Raw genomic sequence first — 18,591 nt, 5'->3', positions numbered from 1 at the left:
CGTCAGTCCTGGTACCTCGGGGGCGGCGGGATGGCGGCGTCGCCGAGTTCGGCGCTGAGCCAGCGGCGGTAGAGCCGGTTCCAGGTGCCGTCGGCGCGAATGCGTTCCAGCGTGCCGTTGACGAATCGCACCAGATCGTCGGAGCCCTGCGAGATTCCGATGCCGTACTGCTCGGTGCTCAGGTTGGGCCCGACCACCTCGATGGCCGGATCCTGCTGGGCCAGCCCGGCCAGCACGGTGTCGTCGGTGCTGATCGCGTCGACCTGCCGCTGCTGCAGCACCACCAGGCAGTCGGCCCAGCTGGGAACGGTGAGGATGGAGACGGCGGGCTGGGTGCGCCGCACCAGGTCCAGGGAGGTGGTGCCGCTGACCACGCACAGCCGCTTCCCGGCCAGATCGGTGAGTCCGTCGATCCCGGAATTGCGTACCGTCAGCACGCGCTGATGCGCCTGCAGATAGGAGGTGGAGAACGTGACCCGTTGCCGCCGTGCGCAATTGATCGTCATCGTCTTGACCACGACATCGACGGTGTGTTCCTGCAGCGCCTTCTCGCGGTCGGCGGAGCCGAGGATCCGGTATTCGATGGCGCCCGGATCGCCGAGCAGGTCGCGGGCCAGTTCCCGGGCGATCTCCACGTCGAAGCCCGCCAGCGCCCCGGTGGTCGGGTCGCGGAAGCTGAACAGGTTGCTGCCCGGATCCAAGCCGACCAACAGCCGGCCCCGGGCCCGGATGGCGTCGAGTGTCGGCCCGCTGCGCACGCCGGTGGGGCGCAGGCTGGCGGTGGGGTCGCCGCAGTCGGTCACCTCGGGCGGTGGTGTGGCCTGCGGCTGGGCGGCGACCGCGCCGGAGGGCAGCGGCGGTTCGACGTAGCTGGGGACCCGGGTCGAGGGCGCGGGCGGGGGCGGACTGTTGTCCCCGCAGGCGGCGGTGCAGGCCACGGTCGCGGCCAGGGCCGCCAAGGCCAGGGAACGGACCGGTCGGCTGGTCATCGGTACTCCCGCAGTCGCGGCCAGAGCCCGACGGCGATCAGCACGGCGGCGGCGGTGCTGAGCACCAGCGCGCCGGGGCCGAGCAGATCCAGGGTGCGGGCGGCGTGGGATGTGTCGGCGCGCAACCGGTTCCGGGTATCGGCGATGCCGTCGCCGAGCGCGCGGTCCAGGGCATCGGTCTGCGCGGTGGCCTCGACCGCGCCCGGCCCGGTGGCCACCGCGGCCGCGCCGATGAAGTCGCCCTTCGAGAGGGCGTCGTTCATCCGCTGGTGGGCGGCCCGCCAGCGGTCCAGGGCGGCCGCCGCGGTCTTCACGTCACCACTGCCCGGCGCGTCGGATCGGTAGCCGGACAGGATGTTCCGCAGTTTCTCGATGGCCTGGTCGTAGGTGCGGTCGTAGTCGGCGCTGGTGTCGCGGCGCACCAGTTTCAGGGTTTCCGCGGTGCGGGCCTGCTGGGCGAGGATGCGGCTCTCGGTGAGGGCGGCCGTCGGCACGCTGCCCTTGTCGCGGGCGTGGGTGGTGTCGACCGCGGAGATGAAGCCCGCGATCACCGTCCAGGACAGCAGCACCACCATGGTCGCGGTGGCCAGCAGCAGTCCGAAGTTCAGCACCCGGTGCCAGCGCCGGAACAGGAACAGCTGGGCCGCGATCAGCGCCGCCACCGCCAGCAGCGGCAGCAGGATGGCGGGCCACGGCGGTCGCACGTGATTGCGCTGGGTTTCGGTGATGGCGGTCGCGCGATGCTCCTGCAGTTCCTGCGCCATCGGCAGCACGGACTTCTGCATGAGGTTGGAGGCCTCGCTCAGATAGGCCGCGCCGACCGGCTGCCCACTGCGATTGTTGGCCCGCGCGGTCTCGACGATGCCGGTGTACACCGGCAGCCCGGTCGCGATGCCGGTGCGCAGTTGCGCGTCGGTGTCGGCGTCGCCGCCGGTGGACTGCACCACCAGTTCCGCGGCGGCCTGGCCGACGGCCTGGTTGTAGCGGTCGCGGACCGGCTTCGATTCCAGCCCACCGGAAATGAAGGCGGTGCCCGCGGAGGCGTCGGCCACCGACAGCGAGGTATAGAGGCGCTGCGCCGAGTAGGCGTCGGGTTCGGACTGGTCGAGCAGGACGTCGAGCGCGTGTTGCCGATCGGTCACCGCGGTGGCGGTGACGATGCCCGCGGACACGCACAGCGCGAGCAGCACCAGCCCGACCGCGATCAGCTTGGCGGGCGACGATTCGGCGAAGGCGCGCAGTTCAGTGGTAGCGAACCGTTCGCGCCACGCTGCCGCGGCGGCGCGCGGGGAAAGCTCGTCCAGCCTCAACTCCTCGGCTCGAGCCATCCTCACCTCCCACTGACCGAAATCGAACGACCGACTTGTTCCTGCCGGATGAGCTTATTGTGGACGTACCGCCGCCGTGACGCGGGAATCCCCGCGGCAGTTCTCGGCGCGGTCGGACGATGGGATTGCGAAGATGCGTGGTGACGGCGACGGGTGGGCGGAGAGCGCTGACGGCACCCGCCAGTGGGGTCGTTTCGGGGCTGCTGGATTGTTGCTGCGCGCCCCGCTGGTCGATGGCGGTTCTGCAGTGCTGCTGCATCACCGGGCCGCCTGGACCCATCAGGGCGGCACCTGGGCGCTGCCCGGCGGCGCCCGCGACTCGCACGAGACCAGCGTCCACGCCGCGGTCCGCGAGGCCGAGGAGGAGGCGGGGATCGCGTCCGGCTCGATCCGGGTGCGCGGTTCCCGGGTGACCGCGACCGCGCCCAGCGGCTGGACCTACACCACGGTCATCGCCGACGCCGCCGACCGGCTGCGTACCCGCGGCAATATGGAGAGCCAGGATCTGGTGTGGGTGCCCGAGGACGAGGTCGTGGACCGGCCCCTGCATCCGGGATTCGCCGCCGCCTGGCCGACCCTGCGCGCTACCCCCACCCGGGTCAGCCTGACCGGGATCACCGACAGCGGCGCGGTGGCGGCCGCGTTGCCGCGCACCCTGGATCTGGCCGAATTGGGTTTCCTGTGGCTGCACTCCACCGGCGACGAGACCGGCCGCACCGCCCGGATCGGGACCGCCGAACTCGGCCTGGAACAGACCGATATGGCCGGAAATGTGTTGTTCCTCACTCTGGATCAGGTGTTGTCTTGAGGCGTGAGCACGCGCGAGCTTCCCACGTACTGCCGGATCTGTGAGCCGCTCTGCGGCCTGATCGCCACCGTCGAGGACGGCAGGCTGGTGCGATTGCGCGCCGACAAGGATCATCCGCTGTCCCGCGGCAACGCCTGCCCCAAGGGCATCGCGTTCACCGAGATCCAGAACGACCCGGACCGGGTGCTGCATCCGCTGCGGCGCACGGCCTCCGGCGAGTTCGAGCGGGTGTCCTGGGATACCGCGCTCGACGAGATCGGCGAGCGGCTGCGCGCGCTGATCGGCGAGCACGGAATCGACAGTCTCGGATGGTATTTCGGTAATCCGTCCACCTTCTCCTACTCGCACACCCTGTGGATGGTGGGTTTCCAGCTGGCCGCCGGGCTGAAGCACGTGTATTCGGCGGGCTCGCAGGACATCAACAACCGCTTCGTGGCCAGCGAACTGCTCTACGGCTCGGCGACCTCGGTGCCGGTCCCCGATCTGGACCGCACCGACTTCCTGCTCATGCTGGGCGCGAATCCCCTTGTCTCGCACGGCAGCGCGATGAGCGTGCCGCGGGTCCGCGACAAGCTGACCGGGATCACCAAGCGCGGCGGCCGGGTGGTGGTGGTCGATCCGCGCAAGACCGAGACGGCGAAACTCTTCGAGCACGTCGGCATCCGGCCCGACGGGGATGCCTGGCTGCTGGCCGCGCTGCTCCAGGTGATCTTCGCGGAGGGCCTCCAGGACGAGCAGGCCCTGCGCCGTCAGGCGCGCGGCGTCCGCGAATTGCGGTCCGCCGTCAGTCGTTTCACCCCCGAGGCGACCGCCGGGATCACCGGCCTGGACCCCGATCTCGTCCGCACCCTGGCCCGTGACCTGGCCCGTGCCGACTCCGCCGCCGTCTACGGCCGCACCGGCACCTGCCTGGGCCGCCACGCCACCCTGGTGGCCTTCCTCGTGGACGCGCTCGCCCTGGTCACCGGCAATCTCGACAAGCCGGGCGGCAGCGTCTTCGGCAAGGAGCTGGTGGCGGTCTCCGAGCTGAGCGCCCGCCTGGGTTTCGCGGGTTACGGCCGCAACCACTCCCGGGTCGGCGGATTCCCGGACGTCCTGGGCGCGTTCCCCGCCGCCATCATGGCCAAGGAGATCACCACGCCGGGCCCGGGTCGCCTGCGCGCCCTGTTCACGTCCGCGGGCAACCCGGTCTCCTCGGTCCCGAACGGCCGCGAACTCGCCTCGGCTCTCCCGGAACTGGACCTGTTCGTCTCCATAGACCTCTACATCAACGACACCAACCGCATCGCGGACTACATCCTCCCCGCGACCACTTTCCTCGAACGCGACGACATCCCGCTCCCGTTCACCGCGCTCTCCCCGACCCCGTATACCCAGTACACCGAGCGCGTCGTCGAACCCTACGGCGAGGCCCGCGAGGAATGGCGGATCATCGACGCCATCGCCACCCGAATCGGCGTGCAGCCCTTCGCCGTAGGCCCCGCCCGCCCGCTCGGCCGCGCGTTGAGTTCCCTGCGCCGCCGCGGCCCCCGGTTGGCCTCGGCCCGCCCGACCCCGCCGCTCCTCGCCGATCTCGCTCTGCGAACCGGTCCCTACGGCGACCGTTTCGGCCTCCGGCGCGAGGGTCTGAGCCTGCGCATGCTGCGCCGCCACCCCCACGGCGTGGTCCTGGCCGACAGCATCGCCACCGGCGTCCTGCGAAACATCGTGCGCCACAAGGGCGGCCGCGTCCGCCTCGACCCCGACGAGATCATCATCGAACTCCGCACCCTCACCGCCCGCCCCGCCGACCCCACCTACCCCCTCCGCGTGATCGGTCTCCGCGAACTCAAGTCCCACAACTCCTGGATGCACAACGTCGAACCCCTCATGCGAGGCGACCGCGAACACGCCGCCCGCATCAACCCCAAAGACGCCGCCGTAGCGGGCATCTCCGACGGCGACCGCTGCCGCGTCACCTCCGCCCACGGCACCATCGAAGTAACGGCCCGTCTGACCGAGGACCTGACCACCGGCACCATCGCCATCCCCCACGGCTGGGGCCACACCGGCGGCTGGCGCCGGGCCAACGCCGCCGGCGGCGCGAACGTGAACGACCTGATGTCAACAGATCTGGCCGACGTGGAACGCCTGGCCGGCATGGCCAACCTGAACGGCGTCCCGGTGCGCCTGGATCCGGTGAGCTGACCTCACAGCCCGGAGCAGCTGGAACCGGTCGAGTTCTGAGCGACCTGGACCCCGACCGGCGGGTTGGATCCGTCGCGGGTGAATTTGAGCGTTGAGGTGAACCACACCAGCCCGAGCTGGACGTTGTACCGGCCGCCGCTGGCCAGGGAGAAGTTGCCCAGGCTGCCCGGAACGTGCAGGCAGGATTCGGCGTAGACCACCACGAAACTGCCGTCGGTCGGCACGAAGATGTTCTTGGCCTCGTCCCACGCCTCGATCCGCAGGGCCTTGGCGCGTGTGGTGTGCTGACCGTCGGCGGGGTTGATCAGCCCGATGGCGGCGCCGGTCCCGTTCCACACGGTGATCATGACGACGGGGATGGTGTCCGCCTGTGCCGGTTGCGAATTCGCCGCGCCGAACGCGATCGTGATCAGCATGGCGACAGCGGCGAAGAGCCTGTTGAACCTCATGGGTGTACTCCATGTTTCGAGGGCTCCGGCCGTGGTTCGCCGGAGCCACGCGGCAGACGGTAGCAGTCGGCAGCTCATCTGAAACGCGAATGACTCTATTTCGGGGAACATGGAACAACTTGTGCTGCAAAGGATTCCGGTACTGGTAGCTTCCCACCCCGAGACCCGGCCGCACCGGCCCGGCTCACCGTTGGAGAGCGCACATGAAGATGTTCAAGCAGTTCCTCGCCGCCGTGTCCCTGGCCGCGGCCGCCGCGACCATGACAGCCGGTCCGTCACAAGCGATTCCGGACCTCCAGCCCGCGCAGGCCTCCCTGGTCTACGTCTGGATCCACAACAACACCGGCGCCGCTATCGGCATCATCAACCCCCAGGATTCCCACCACAACACCCGGGCCACCGCCCTCCCCATGGGCGCCTGGTCCAACCAGGCCATGTACGTCCTCTCCACCGGCTTCACCGTCATCTACGGCGAAACCTGCCTGAAGGTACCCGGCAGCCTCCCCAAGACCACCAATTTCTACTCCACCCAATCAGACAACGGCTTCACCCTCCGAAGCACCAATTACGATGTCGCCCTGGGCATCAAGAACAGCCTCGGCGGCGCCCTGATCATGACTCAGGAATACAGCAACCCCGAGAACAACGTCTACGTCAACCACGGCGTCTCCGGCGCCAGCTGCGCGGGCCTGTAGCCATACGCCCTCCTGCTTCGCTGTTCCACTGCGGAGCAGGAGGATTCATCGCTCGGTGATCGCCCCCGGCATCCGCCGTTCGATGACGTAGGCGCGGTGGCGTTCGGTCGAGGGCCGGCTACCGGACCCGCGGTGTCAGCTCCGCGGGTTCCACCGATTGTCCGCACGCGCAGGTCAATTGGGCGGTGACGATGCCGTCGCACCCGGCGTGGCGGAATTCCAACGGCCCGTCCTCGTCGTTGGGTGATGCTCGACGAAATGCCCGACGATCACTTCATGGTCGCCGGAAAGACGTGGGCGCAACTGAAATCCACCCGGATCGAAGGCCCCGCGAGCTGAGGAGTCTCGACCCGGTGAGTGTTATGCCGATTCGCCCGAAGAGTCGGCCTCGGGCTCGAGGATCTTTGCGGCGGAATCCACGATGAGTGCCAGATCCAGCCACCGCGTCAATCTGGCCAGATCCGAACAGCCGACCCCGGTGTCCTGACTGCCGCCGCCGCTTCCCGGCGGCCGAATGTCGCGGCGTGTCAGCCGGCGCTGCCGCTGCCGATCTGTTTCGGTTCGCCGCTGCCGGTGGAGAGGAAGGTGGCGGAGAGCTGGGAGTCGCCCTGTTTGACGGTGACGCTGTGGATGCCGCTGGCGAAGAGGGGGATGCTGGCCCAGTAGTGCTTGCCGTCGATGGTGACGGGGGTGGCGGGGCTGCCCGGCATGAGTTTGCCGTTGTCGTAGAAGGACACGGGGGCGGTGCTGTCAACGTCCGCGGCGAGGTTGGACTGGGCGTCGCTGACTTGCTGGATCCAGATGCGGGTGACCGACGCCTGTGCGGGCGCGGCCGTGATGACACTGCCGACCGCGGTGGCGGTCAGCAGTAGCGCGCCGAATCCATTGCGTACCACAGAACTTGCAAGCATTGGCAACCTCCGAAGGATGTGGCGATCGGACTGATCGCCATCGCAGCCGAACCTAGGTGACATCCGGATCTTTGAAATGCCGCCAGTTCCAATGGCACGACGGAGCTACCCGTGCGGCCGTCGGGCTCGCGACTACGCATTCGTCACCGAAGTTCGCGCCGCCCGACAGCACTCGAGATCCGTGCTACCGGTCGTTCTCCAGGATGCGCTGCTTGATGGCGCGGGCGGCGGCTTGGGGGTTGTCGGCGGCGGTGATGGCTCGGACGACGACGATTCGGGTGGCGCCGGCGGCGAGGACTTCGGGGAGGGTGTTCTCGTCGATGCCGCCGATGGCGAACCAGGGGCGGGTGGGGTGGGAGTCCGTGGTGGAGCGGACGAAGTCGAGTCCGGCGGGGGTGCGGCCGGGTTTGGTGGGGGTGGCGTAGACGGGGCCGGTGCAGAAGTAGTCGATGTGTTCGTCGATGGCGGCCAGACCGGCTTGGGCGCGGTTGTGGGTGGAGCGGCCGAGGACCACGTCGGGGCCCAGGATCTGGCGGGCGTACCAGGGCGGGAGGTCGCCCTGGCCGAGGTGGAGGACGTCGACTCCGGCGGCGAGGGCGATGTCGGCGCGGTCGTTGCAGGCGACCAGGGCGCCGTGGCGGCGGGCCACCGCCTTCAGTTCGGCGAGGGCGGCGAGTTCGGCCTTCGCCTCGAGCGGGCCGAACTGCTTCTCACCGGCGGAACCCTTGTCGCGGAGCTGGATGATGTCGACGCCGCCGGCGAGGGCCGCATCGGCGAAGTCCGCCAGGTCGCCCCGGTCGCGGCGGGCGTCGGTGCACAGGTAGAGCCGCGCGGTGGCGAGGCGTTCCCGTGGGGTGGCGGGCCGGTTCGGGTGGGAGGGTTGCACAGGGGTGACGGTAGTCGCGCTACGGTTGTCGGGTCGAAACGACCCGAGGGAAAACGCCCGGTGCGGCGGCTCGCGGCTTTCCTCGCGGCCGATGTTTCGGATCGGATATATGCGGGTCCCCGGGAACGCGGGGACGAGTTAGGTGGATTCACATGCGGACTCTGGCCGTCGTCGGCGGCGGTGTGATCGGACTGTCGGTGGCCTGGCGGGCCGCCGGAGCGGGCTGGACCGTCACCCTCTTCGACCCGGCCTCGGGTACCGGATCCTCCTGGGTCGCGGGCGGGATGCTCGCGCCGCTGTCGGAGGGCTGGCCGGGGGAGGACGCGGCCCTCGCGTTCGGCGCCGCCTCGCTGGTCCGCTGGCCCGAGTTCGCGGGTGATCTGAAGGCCGTCACCGGGACCGATGTCTTCGTCGCCGACGCCACCCTCACCGTCGCCCTGGACGCGGCCGACGCCGCTGACCTGCGCACCATCGCCGACTGGGTGAATGCCCGCGGCCACGAGCTGAGCCTGCTGGATCGCGCGGGCGTCCGGGCGGCCGAACCGAGCCTGGGTCGCGGCGTGCGGGCCGGACTGCTGGCCGCCGCCGAACCCGCCGTCGACAACCGGGCCCTGGTGAACGCGCTGAAATTCGCCTGCCTCGAGGCCGGAGTCGAGTTCCGCCGGGAGAGGATCGAGGACGTGGCGGCGCTGCCGCACGATCGCGTCGTGCTGTCCGCGGGCGCCGCCTCCGGCCAGCTGTGGCCGGGCCTGCCTGTGCGTCCGGTGAAGGGTGAGATCCTGCGCCTGCGCCGCCGCCCGAGCGCCCCCACCCCGCCCACCCGGGTGATCCGGGCCCGCGTGCACGGCCGCCCCATATATCTTGTGCCGAGGGCTGACGGGATCGTCCTGGGTGCAACACAATACGAAGTCGGGTTCGACAACGCCGTCACCGTCGCCGGTGTCCGGGACCTGATCACCGATGCCGAGGCCGTCCTGCCGGGCCTGGGCGAATACGAGTTCGCCGAGGCCGTCGCGGGTTCGCGTCCCGGCTCGCCGGACAATCTGCCGTTGATCGGATACCTCGACGACAAGGTGATCGTGGCCGCGGGCCACGGCCGCAACGGCATCCTGGACACCCCGGTCACGGCGGACGCCGTACTGGCCCTGCTCGCCGACACCGAGCTGCCCGAGGCGCGAGCCGCGGACCCGCACCGTTTCATCTCAGGAGGAGTTCGATGACCGCAATTCCGGTCGGCGTCACCGTCAATGGTGAGGACCACGTGTTCCCGGAGGAGCTCACCGTCCGCGAGCTGCTGGAGCGCCTGAACCTGCCGTGTCAGGGCGTGGCGCTGGCGATCGACGGCGCGGTCTTCCCGAAGTCCCGCTGGGACGAGCCGGTGGGCCGCGGCTGGGAGATCGAGGTGCTGACGGCGGTGCAGGGTGGCTAGCGCGGTCGAGCCGCTGGTCATCGCGGGCCGCGAGTTCGGTTCGCGCCTGATCATGGGCACCGGTGGCGCGGAGAACCTGGCCGTGCTGGAGGAGGCGCTGCTGGCGTCGGGCACCGAGCTGACCACGGTCGCCATGCGCCGGGTGGACGCCGCGGGCGGCACCGGCGTGCTGGACCTGCTGAAGCGCCTGGAGATCGCCCCGCTGCCGAACACCGCGGGCTGCCGCACCGCCGCCGAGGCCGTGCTCACCGCGCAGCTGGGCCGCGAGGCCCTCGAAACCGATTGGGTGAAGCTGGAAGTCATCGCCGACGAGCGCACCCTGCTCCCCGATGCCATCGAATTGGTGTCCGCCGCAGAGCAATTGGTGGACGACGGCTTCACGGTGCTGCCCTACACCACCGATGACCCGGTGCTGGCCAAGCGCCTCGAGGATGTCGGTTGCGCCGCGGTCATGCCGCTGGGTTCGCCGATCGGCACCGGCCTGGGCATCGGCAATCCGCACAATATCGAGATGATCGTGGCCGCCGCGGGCGTCCCGGTGATCCTGGACGCGGGCATCGGCACCGCCAGCGATGCCGCCCTGGCCATGGAACTGGGCTGTTCGGCGGTCCTTTTGGCGACCGCGGTCACCCGCGCCCGTCAGCCCGCGGTGATGGCGGCGGCCATGGCCCGTGCGGTGGAGGGCGGTTGGCTGGCTCGCCGGGCGGGCCGCATCCCGAAACGCTTCTGGGCGCAGGCTTCCTCGCCCGGTTTCTGATTCCCCGGTCCGCGGCCTGAACCCGGAGCCGGGTCCGGGCCGTAATCATCCCCGAGGATGAGCGACGCGCGACCTTTTGGCGATAGTGCGCGCTCACTACATGGGGAAGACTGGGCAGCATGATCGAACTGAGAGGCCTGACCAAACATTACGGCCAGACCGTCGCGGTGTCGGATCTGTCGTTCACGGTCCGTCCGGGGCAGGTGACCGGCTTTCTCGGCCCGAACGGGGCTGGTAAGTCGACCACCATGCGCATGATCCTGGGGTTGGACACCCCGACCTCCGGGACCGCGCTCATCGACGGCAAGCCGTACCACGACCTGAAACGTCCCCTCGACACCGTCGGCGCGCTGCTGGACGCGAAGTGGGTGCACCCCAATCGTTCCGCGCGCTCGCATCTGCGCTGGATGGCGGCGTCCAATGACATTCCGCAGTCCCGGGTCGAGGAGGTGCTGCGCCTGGTCGGCCTCAACGAGGTGGCCGGGAAGAACGCGGGCGGCTTCTCGCTGGGCATGTCGCAGCGGCTGGGCCTGGCGGGCGCGCTGCTCGGCGACCCGCAGGTGCTGCTGTTCGACGAGCCGGTGAACGGCCTGGACCCGGAGGGCATCCTCTGGATCCGCCGTTTCATGCAGCGGCTGGCGTCGGAGGGCCGCACCGTGCTGGTGTCGAGTCACCTGCTCTCCGAGATGGCGCAGACGGCAGAGCATCTCATCGTGATCGGCCGCGGTCGGCTGATCTCCGACACCTCCACGAAGGATTTCATCGAGAAGGCGTCGGAACAGTCTGTGCGCGTGCGCAGTCCGCAGCTGGATCAGTTGCGCAGCCTGCTCACCTCGAACGGCATGACGGTGCGCGAGGACGGGGCGGAGGCGGACGGCCGGGCGCTGATGGTGGCGGGCGTGACCAGCGACGCGGTCGGAAAGCTGGCCGGGGCCAATGACATCACGCTCTACGAGCTGTCCCCGCAGCGCGCGTCGCTGGAGGAGGCGTTCATGCGCATGACCGGTGGCGCGGTGCAGTACCACGGCGAAGGCTTCGATCAGGTGATGGGAGGTGGCCTCTGATGGGAGTGCTCACCGCGGAACGAATCAAACTGACCTCGACCAAGTCGCCGGTGTGGTGCACGGTGCTGCTGGCGGTGTTCGCGCTGGGCATCGCGGCGCTGTTCAGCCTGGCGTTGAACGCGTCGTGGCGGGTGTTCCAGGACCAGCTGGCCGAGGGCAAGATGCATCCCTCGGACGCGCCGTACGCGGAGAACTCGATCGCGGGCCTGGGTATCACGGGTCTGGCGCAGGGTATGCCGGGCTTCGGCTACCTGATGGTGATGATCCTGGCGGCGCTGGCGGTCACCAGTGAGTACCGCTTCGGCACCATCAAGACGACCTTCCTGGCGACCCCGAGCCGGACCACCGTGCTGCTCACCAAAGCGGGCCTGATTGGTGTTGCTATGGGTTTGCTGAGCTTGGTGCTGACCTTCCTCGGCTTCTTCATCTTCAAGGCCATGGTGACCCACGACGCGGGCGCCCACCTCAGCCTCACCAGTGGCGACCTGCGGGTCTTCTACGCCGTCCCGATCTTCATCCTGCTCATCGTTTTCCTGGCGGTCGGCGTCGGCACCCTGATCCGGCAGTCGGCGGGCGCGCTCTCGCTACTGATCGTGTGGCCGGTGATCCTGGAGCCGATGGTCGGCGCGTTCGGCAAGGTCGGCCGGGAAATCCAGGTGCTGCTGCCCTTCCAGAACGCGGGCCTGTTCCTCGGAACCGTGGACGAGAAATCCGAGTATTGGCATTGGGGTCCTTGGGGTGGTCTCATCTACTTTGCGGCCTTCGTCGCAGTCGTGTTCGGAGCCGCGCTCTTCGTGGTGAACAAACGCGATGCCTGACTCGTGTTACGAGTGATATAGACCCTGCCCGGGGAGCCGCCGGCCACTGCCCGGCACGGCGGCGCGCATCGGCCCGATACGGATTCCGTATCGGGCCGATGTCATTCGGCGGGGTGGTTCATACCGTTCCGACAGTGTGGTCCAGCTTACGTTTGATTCGCGCCGTGGTGATGTGGCGCGTGGCACCGGACGGTCGGTAGCATCGGTTCAGCAACCAAAACACTCAAACCTTCGGCGGGTCCAACGATGTGGCCGCTAGCACCGATCGGGAGGTGTCCGGTGGCAATCGTTGATCCATCCCATGACGGAACGCTGGGATACGCTCTGGGCGTGAGCGAACGACCCTCCGACGGCGGAGACCGCGCCAAAGACGCGAACCGCACGGACGGACTGGGGACCGATCGCAACCGCTCGCGTGACGCGGGCGGGAACCGGGGGCGCGACCAACCGCGTATCGACCCGGATGTGGTCATCCCGCTGATCCCCGCAGAACTTTCCGAGGACCCGGAGGACCCGGACGAGCTCGACGGGCAGCCGCGTCGCCGCGGCCGCTTCCCCGGCCAGCTCTCGGCCCTGGTCAATGCCGCCAATCAGCGCGGCGACATCATCGGCGCGATCCGCAAGGCGCGCGAGAATCTGCCCGGCGACCCGGGTTTCGGCGATCCGCTGTCGGTCTCCGGACCGGGCGGGGTGCGCGCGGTGGCCCGCGCGGCGGACAAGCTGGTCGGCGATTCGCCCAGCGCCGCACGCGAATTGGGGCTGGGTGCGCTGCAGGTGTGGCAGGCCATGCTGGAGCGGGTCGGCAAGGGCCGCGGCAGTGACGAGATCACCATCATGTTCACCGACCTGGTGGCCTTCTCCAGCTGGTCGCTGGCGGCGGGCGACGAGGTGACCCTGGACCTGCTGCGCCGGGTGGCCAAGGCCATCGAGCCGCCGATCGTGGATCGGGGCGGCCAGGTGGTCAAGCGCATGGGCGACGGTGTGATGGCCGTCTTCCCGTCCGCGGACCGGGCCGTACGGGCGGCCATCGCCGCCAAGGAGAACCTGTCCGCCGTGTCGGTGGACGGTTACCGCCCGCAGATGCGCCTGGGCCTGCACACCGGCAGCCCCCGTGAGATCGGCGGCGACTGGCTCGGCATCGACGTGAATATCGCGGCCCGCGTCATGGAAGCGGGCGGCAACGGCAACACCATGCTCTCGGGTGCCACGCTGGACGCCCTGAAGCCGGAGACCCTGGAAGAACTCGGCTTGGGCGTGAAGCCCTACCGCCGCAGCTTCTTCGCAGCCCCGCTCAGTGGAGTCCCCGAAGACTTGCGCATCTTCCGCCTCGAAGCCGAGTGAAGACGCTGCGGGCGTGAGAGGGGTTTCGCGGGAAGCCCCTCGGAGCCCGAGAGTTCAGTTGCTCATCCACAGGATCGCGCCCACCGCTGCGAGCACGCCGCAGACGGCGAGTGCCACGGCCAGTGGGCGCGAGGTCTTGAACAGCGAGTACGCGCCGCCGAAGAGGAATCCGGCGAGGGCGAGCAGGATGAGCGCGCTGACGTCTGTGGACACCCGTTCAGTCTGCCTGACGGTTGCCGTCGCCCTGGTACCCGGCCCTGACCGGGCCTTTCGGCAAATAACAAGCACGCGGGCTTGATTTTTTCCGCCCCTGATGTGACCCTGTAACCGACCGCAGCACCGAGGCTGCGCCGGCTTCGGGCGCACACAGGGAGGCCCTTCATGAGTCAGCTCGCCGACAGTCCGGATCTCATCCGGATCGGCAACTGTTCCGGGTTCTACGGCGATCGCATGAGCGCCATGCGGGAGATGCTCGAGGGCGGTCAGCTCGACGTGCTCACCGGCGACTATCTGGCCGAGCTCACCATGCTCATCCTGGGTCGCGACCGCATGAAGGACGCCAACCTGGGCTACGCCAAAACCTTTGTGCGGCAGCTGGAGGACAGCCTCGGGCTGGCCCTGGAGTCGGGCGTGAAGATCGTCGCCAACGCGGGCGGCCTCAACCCGGCGGGCCTGGCGCAGCGGGTGCGCGAGGTCGCCGAAAAGCTCGGTCTCACACCGAAGGTCGCGTACGTGACCGGTGACGACCTGCTCGCCCGCGCCGGTGAACTGGGCCTGGGCGCACCGTTGACCGCCAACGCCTACCTGGGCGCGTGGGGCATCGCCGAATGCCTGACCGCGGGCGCGGACATCGTGGTGACCGGCCGGGTCACCGACGCCTCCGTGGTGGTCGGCCCGGCGGCCGCGCACTTCGGCTGGGCCCGAACCGATTACGACGCCCTGGCGGGCGCGGTGGTGGCGGGTCACGTCATCGAGTGCAGCACCCAGGCCACCGGCGGCAATTTCGCCTTCTTCACCGAGATCGCGGATCTGGGCCGCCCCGGCTTCCCGATCGCCGAGGTGCGCCGCGACGGCAGCAGCGTCATCACCAAGCACGAGGGCACCGGCGGCGCGGTCACCGTGGACACGGTGAAGGCGCAGCTCATGTACGAGATCCAGAGCGCGCGCTACGCGGGCCCGGACGTCACCACCCGCCTGGACAGCATCCAGGTGAGCCAGGAGGCCCCGGATCGGGTGCTGATCAGCGGCGTGACCGGTGAGGCCCCGCCGCCGCAGACCAAGGTGTCCACCAACACCATCGGCGGCTTCCGCAACGAAATGCAGTTCATCCTCACCGGTTTGGACATCGAGGCCAAAGCGGCGCTGGCACAGCGTCAGCTGGAGTCGTGGCTGACGGTGCGTCCCGCCGAACTGGACTGGACGCTGGCCCGGCTGGACCGCCCCGACGCCGCCACCGAGGAGCAGGCCAGCGCCCTGCTGCGCTGTGTCGTGCGCGATCCCGACCCGAACAAGGTGGGGCGCGCGTTCTCCAGTGTCGCGGTGGAGTTGGCGCTCGCCAGCTTCCCGGGCTTCTCGCTGACGGCCCCTCCCGGCAACGGCGGACCCTACGGCGTGTTCAAGCCGGGGTACGTGGACTCCAAGGAGATCCCGCACACCGCCGTGCTGCCGGACGGCTCCGAGGTGGCGGTCGCCCCGGCGGGGGAGACCCTGGAGCTGGACGCGGTCGCGGAACCGGAACTGCCGCAGCCGCTTCCGGCGGGTGAGACCCGGCGCGTCCCCCTGGGCTCGATCGCCCTCGCTCGCAGTGGCGACAAGGGCGGCAATGCCAATGTCGGCGTCTGGGTGCGCACCGACGAGCAGTGGCGCTGGCTGGTCCACGCCCTGACCGTCGAGGAACTGCGCCGCCTGCTGCCCGAGACCGCCGACCTGCCCGTTACCCGGCACGTGCTGCCGAATCTGCGGGCGCTGAACTTCATCGTCGAGGGCCTGCTGGGCGAGGGCGTGGCGTATCAGGCCCGCTTCGATCCGCAGGCCAAGGGCCTGGGCGAATGGCTGCGCGCGCGGCATCTCGATATCCCGGTGGAGCTGCTGCCATGAGCGGGCACCCGGACGAATCAGTGGACACCACACGGCATTCCGGCCGTGCGAAGGGGAGTGAGGCGGTATGAGCGCCCAATACGTGAACCCGTGGCAGACGCCCGAGCGCCGCGAATTGCGCGCCACCGTGCGCGGTTTCGCCGAACGTGAAGTGCTGCCCTACCTGGATCAGTGGGAGCGCGACGGCGAGATTCCGCGCGAGCTGCACAAGAAGGCGGGCGCGCTGGGGCTGCTCGGCATCCAGTTCCCCGAGTCCGCGGGCGGTTCCGGCGGTGACGCCATCGACGCCGCCATCGTGGCCGAGGAGATGCACTACGCGGGCTGCTCGGGCGGCCTGTTCGCGTCGCTGTTCACCTGCGGTATCGCGGTGCCGCACATCATCGCCTCGGGCAATGCCGAGCACATCGAGCGCTGGGTGCGGCCGACGCTGGCGGGGGAGAAGATCGGCTCGCTGGCCATCACCGAGCCGGGCGGTGGTTCCGATGTCGGACACCTGCGCACCGCCGCGGTGCGCGACGGCGACGACTACATCGTGAACGGCTCCAAGACCTTCATCACCTCCGGTGTGCGCGCCGACTACGTGGTGACCGCGGTCCGCACCGGCGGTCCGGGCGCGGCGGGTGTGTCGCTGCTGGCGGTGGAGAAGGGCACGCCCGGTTTCACGGTCAGCCGCAAGCTGGAGAAGATGGGCTGGCTGGCCTCCGACACCGCCGAGCTCTCGTATGTCGACGTGCGGGTGCCGGCCTCGAACCTGGTCGGTCCGGAGAACAGCGGATTCGCGCAGATCGCACAGGCTTTCGTGAGCGAGCGGGTGGGCCTGGCCGTGCAGGCGTACGGTCACGCGCAGCGCTGCCTGGACCTGACCCTGCAATGGACCCGCGACCGGGAGACCTTCGGCCGCCCGCTGATCAGCCGTCAGGCGGTGCAGAACACGCTGTCGGAGATGGCCCGCCGCATCGACGTGGCCCGCGTCTACACCCACGTGCTGGCCGAACGCGCCGCACAGGGGGAGACCGATCTGATCGCCGAGGTCTGCTTCGCCAAGAACACCGCGGTGGAGACCGCCGAATGGGTTGCCCACCAGGCCGTGCAGTTGTTCGGCGGCCTCGGCTACATGCGCGAGTCCGAGGTCGAACGGCATTACCGCGATGTCCGCATCCTCGGCATCGGCGGCGGCACCAATGAGATTCTGACCAGCCTCGCGGCCAAGCGATTGGGGTTCCAGTCTTGAGTATTCTGCGCACATCCGTGGACCCGAATTCGGCGGACTATCAAGCCGCCGCCGAGGCGATGAGCGCCAAGCTCGCCGAGGTCGAGGTCGAATACGCGAAGAACATCGCGGGCGGCGGCCCGGACAAGATGGCGCGGCATCGCAAGCGCGGCAAGCTGACCGCGCGCGAACGCATCGAACTGCTCATCGACGAGGATTCGCCGTTCCTGGAGCTGGCCCCGCTGGCCGCCTGGGGCAGTGACTTCCATGTGGGCGCGAGCGTCATCGCGGGCATCGGCATCGTGGAGGGCGTCGAGTGCTTGATCACCGCGCCGGATCCGACCGTGCGCGGCGGCACCTCCAACCCGTGGACGCTGCGGAAAACCCTGCGCATGAACGACATCGCGCTGGAGAACCGGCTGCCGGTGATCGGCCTGGTGGAGTCCGGCGGCGCGGATCTGCCGACGCAGAAAGAGGTCTTCGTCCCCGGCGGCCGCATGTTCCGGGACCTGACCCGGCTGTCGGCGGCCGGAATCCCCACCATCGCACTGGTTTTCGGCAACTCGACGGCCGGTGGCGCGTACATCCCGGGCATGTCCGACTACACGGTCATGATCAAGGAGCGCTCCAAGGTCTTCCTGGGCGGTCCGCCGCTGGTGAAGATGGCCACCGGTGAGGAGTCCGACGACGAGTCGCTCGGCGGCGCGGAGATGCACGCCCGCACATCGGGTCTGGCCGACTACCTGGCGGTGGACGAGCAGGACGCGATCCGCCTGGGCCGCTCCATCGTCAAGCGCCTGAACTGGCAGAAGCAGGGTCCGGCCGCGCGCCCGGTCACCGAGGTGATCGAGCCGCTGCACGACCCGGAGGAACTGCTCGGCATCGTGCCGACCGACCTGAAGATCCCGTTCGACCCGCGCGAGGTCATCGCCCGCGTGGTCGACGGCTCGGACTTCGACGAGTTCAAGCCGCTCTACGGTTCCAGCCTGGTGACCGGCTGGGCGGAGCTGCACGGCTACCCGGTCGGCATTCTCGCCAACGCCCGCGGCGTGCTGTTCTCCGAGGAGTCGCAGAAGGCGACCCAGTTCATCCAGCTGGCCAATCAGAAGAACACGCCGCTGCTGTTCCTGCACAACACCACCGGCTACATGGTCGGCAAGGAGTACGAGCAGAAGGGCATCATCAAGCACGGCGCGATGATGATCAACGCGGTCTCGAACTCGAAGGTGCCGCACATCTCGGTGCTGATGGGCGCGTCCTACGGCGCGGGCCACTACGGCATGTGCGGTCGCGCCTACGACCCGCGTTTCGTATTCGCCTGGCCGAGCGCCAAATCCGCCGTCATGGGCGGTGCCCAGCTGGCGGGCGTCATCTCCATCGTCGGCCGGGCGGCCAACGAGGCGCGCGGCATCCCGTTCAACGAGGAGGCCGACGCCGGTCTGCGCGCCATGATCGAGGCGCAGATCGAGGCCGAATCGCTGCCCATGTTCATGTCGGGCCGCCTCTACGACGACGGCGTCATCGACCCCCGCGACACCCGCACGGTGTTGGGAATGGCCTTGTCCGCCATTCACAATGCCCCGATCAAGGGCGCCGAGGGCTTCGGCGTCTTCCGGATGTGA

Annotated in this window: 18 protein-coding genes; 12 read left to right on the top strand and 6 right to left on the bottom strand. The window is 69.2% G+C overall.

Features of this window, described 5'->3' with window-relative positions:
- Positions 1 to 2: 2 nt before the first annotated feature.
- Together ACFYTS_RS30110 and ACFYTS_RS30105 are read right to left on the bottom strand one after the other, a co-directional pair.
- On the bottom strand, positions 3 to 989 hold the full coding sequence (locus ACFYTS_RS30110; protein WP_357284782.1) for a transporter substrate-binding domain-containing protein: 987 nt from the start codon (positions 987 to 989) through the stop codon (positions 3 to 5).
- On the bottom strand, positions 986 to 2,317 hold the full coding sequence (locus ACFYTS_RS30105; RefSeq protein WP_357284779.1) for a hypothetical protein: 1,332 nt from the start codon (positions 2,315 to 2,317) through the stop codon (positions 986 to 988). Before ACFYTS_RS30105 ends, ACFYTS_RS30110 begins: the two co-directional genes overlap by 4 nt.
- A 133-nt stretch (positions 2,318 to 2,450) precedes the next feature.
- Between ACFYTS_RS30105 and ACFYTS_RS30100 the strand changes: the two genes are divergently transcribed.
- Together ACFYTS_RS30100 and ACFYTS_RS30095 are read left to right on the top strand one after the other, a co-directional pair.
- A complete protein-coding gene (locus ACFYTS_RS30100; RefSeq protein ID WP_387308939.1) occupies positions 2,451 to 3,125 on the top strand; it encodes an NUDIX domain-containing protein in 675 nt (224 codons plus the stop codon).
- 3 nt (positions 3,126 to 3,128) lie between these two features.
- Positions 3,129 to 5,312 carry a molybdopterin-dependent oxidoreductase gene (locus tag ACFYTS_RS30095; RefSeq protein WP_387308938.1) on the top strand — a complete coding sequence of 728 codons (2,184 nt, stop codon included), beginning with the start codon at positions 3,129 to 3,131 and terminating at the stop codon, positions 5,310 to 5,312.
- A 2-nt stretch (positions 5,313 to 5,314) separates the two neighbouring features.
- On the opposite strand, the gene ACFYTS_RS30090 is transcribed toward ACFYTS_RS30095, so the two are convergent.
- Positions 5,315 to 5,761 (bottom strand): hypothetical protein, encoded by a 447-nt coding sequence (locus ACFYTS_RS30090; protein WP_387308936.1) that lies wholly within the window; start codon positions 5,759 to 5,761, stop codon positions 5,315 to 5,317.
- Between the two features lie 203 nt (positions 5,762 to 5,964).
- Between ACFYTS_RS30090 and ACFYTS_RS30085 the strand changes: the two genes are divergently transcribed.
- Positions 5,965 to 6,456, top strand: a complete 492-nt coding sequence (locus ACFYTS_RS30085; RefSeq protein ID WP_357284769.1) for a hypothetical protein — start codon at positions 5,965 to 5,967, stop codon at positions 6,454 to 6,456.
- A gap of 527 nt (positions 6,457 to 6,983) precedes the next feature.
- Here ACFYTS_RS30085 and ACFYTS_RS30080 read toward each other — a convergent pair.
- Positions 6,984 to 7,367, bottom strand: coding sequence for a hypothetical protein (locus tag ACFYTS_RS30080; protein ID WP_357284760.1), 384 nt, complete (start codon positions 7,365 to 7,367; stop codon positions 6,984 to 6,986).
- A gap of 184 nt (positions 7,368 to 7,551) precedes the next feature.
- Positions 7,552 to 8,253 (bottom strand): thiamine phosphate synthase, encoded by a 702-nt coding sequence (thiE, locus tag ACFYTS_RS30075; RefSeq protein ID WP_387308935.1) that lies wholly within the window; start codon positions 8,251 to 8,253, stop codon positions 7,552 to 7,554.
- Positions 8,254 to 8,405: 152 nt separating this feature from the next.
- On the opposite strand from thiE, the gene thiO reads away from it, so the two are divergent.
- From thiO to ACFYTS_RS30045, 6 genes are all read left to right on the top strand, one after another.
- The gene (thiO, locus tag ACFYTS_RS30070; RefSeq protein ID WP_387308933.1) at positions 8,406 to 9,473 is read left to right on the top strand and encodes a glycine oxidase ThiO; all 1,068 of its coding nucleotides are present in this window, start codon (positions 8,406 to 8,408) and stop codon (positions 9,471 to 9,473) included.
- Entirely contained in the window at positions 9,470 to 9,682 is a 213-nt protein-coding gene (gene thiS / locus ACFYTS_RS30065; RefSeq protein WP_357284752.1) for a sulfur carrier protein ThiS, read from the top strand. The genes thiO and thiS overlap by 4 nt, the downstream gene beginning before the upstream one ends.
- Positions 9,675 to 10,439: a thiazole synthase gene (locus ACFYTS_RS30060; RefSeq protein ID WP_357284749.1), complete on the top strand. Its 765-nt coding sequence runs from the start codon at positions 9,675 to 9,677 to the stop codon at positions 10,437 to 10,439. The genes thiS and ACFYTS_RS30060 overlap by 8 nt, the downstream gene beginning before the upstream one ends.
- A 119-nt stretch (positions 10,440 to 10,558) precedes the next feature.
- Complete coding sequence (locus ACFYTS_RS30055; RefSeq protein ID WP_357284746.1) at positions 10,559 to 11,503, top strand: ABC transporter ATP-binding protein; 945 nt, start codon at positions 10,559 to 10,561, stop codon at positions 11,501 to 11,503.
- Positions 11,503 to 12,321: an ABC transporter permease gene (locus ACFYTS_RS30050; RefSeq protein WP_357094460.1), complete on the top strand. Its 819-nt coding sequence runs from the start codon at positions 11,503 to 11,505 to the stop codon at positions 12,319 to 12,321. Before ACFYTS_RS30055 ends, ACFYTS_RS30050 begins: the two co-directional genes overlap by 1 nt.
- Before the next feature lie 573 nt (positions 12,322 to 12,894).
- On the top strand, positions 12,895 to 13,662 hold the full coding sequence (locus ACFYTS_RS30045) for an adenylate/guanylate cyclase domain-containing protein (protein WP_387308979.1): 768 nt from the start codon (positions 12,895 to 12,897) through the stop codon (positions 13,660 to 13,662).
- 54 nt (positions 13,663 to 13,716) lie between these two features.
- Here the strand turns inward: ACFYTS_RS30045 and ACFYTS_RS30040 are convergent, their stop codons facing one another.
- Entirely contained in the window at positions 13,717 to 13,875 is a 159-nt protein-coding gene (locus tag ACFYTS_RS30040; protein WP_357284743.1) for a hypothetical protein, read from the bottom strand.
- 168 nt (positions 13,876 to 14,043) lie between these two features.
- On the opposite strand from ACFYTS_RS30040, the gene ACFYTS_RS30035 reads away from it, so the two are divergent.
- The 3 genes from ACFYTS_RS30035 to ACFYTS_RS30025 all read left to right on the top strand — a co-directional run bounded on the left by ACFYTS_RS30035 (position 14,044) and on the right by ACFYTS_RS30025 (position 18,591).
- Complete coding sequence (locus ACFYTS_RS30035) at positions 14,044 to 15,759, top strand: acyclic terpene utilization AtuA family protein (RefSeq protein ID WP_387308931.1); 1,716 nt, start codon at positions 14,044 to 14,046, stop codon at positions 15,757 to 15,759.
- 82 nt (positions 15,760 to 15,841) lie between these two features.
- Positions 15,842 to 16,990: an acyl-CoA dehydrogenase family protein gene (locus tag ACFYTS_RS30030; RefSeq protein ID WP_357284980.1), complete on the top strand. Its 1,149-nt coding sequence runs from the start codon at positions 15,842 to 15,844 to the stop codon at positions 16,988 to 16,990.
- Entirely contained in the window at positions 16,987 to 18,591 is a 1,605-nt protein-coding gene (locus ACFYTS_RS30025) for a carboxyl transferase domain-containing protein (protein ID WP_357284738.1), read from the top strand. Before ACFYTS_RS30030 ends, ACFYTS_RS30025 begins: the two co-directional genes overlap by 4 nt.

This window comes from Nocardia sp. NPDC004151, from assembly GCF_042874235.1.
Taxonomy (GTDB): Bacteria; Actinomycetota; Actinomycetes; order Mycobacteriales; family Mycobacteriaceae; genus Nocardia.
The sequence above is the reverse complement of the archived record's forward strand: the minus strand, read 5'-3'. Positions and strand labels throughout refer to the sequence as shown.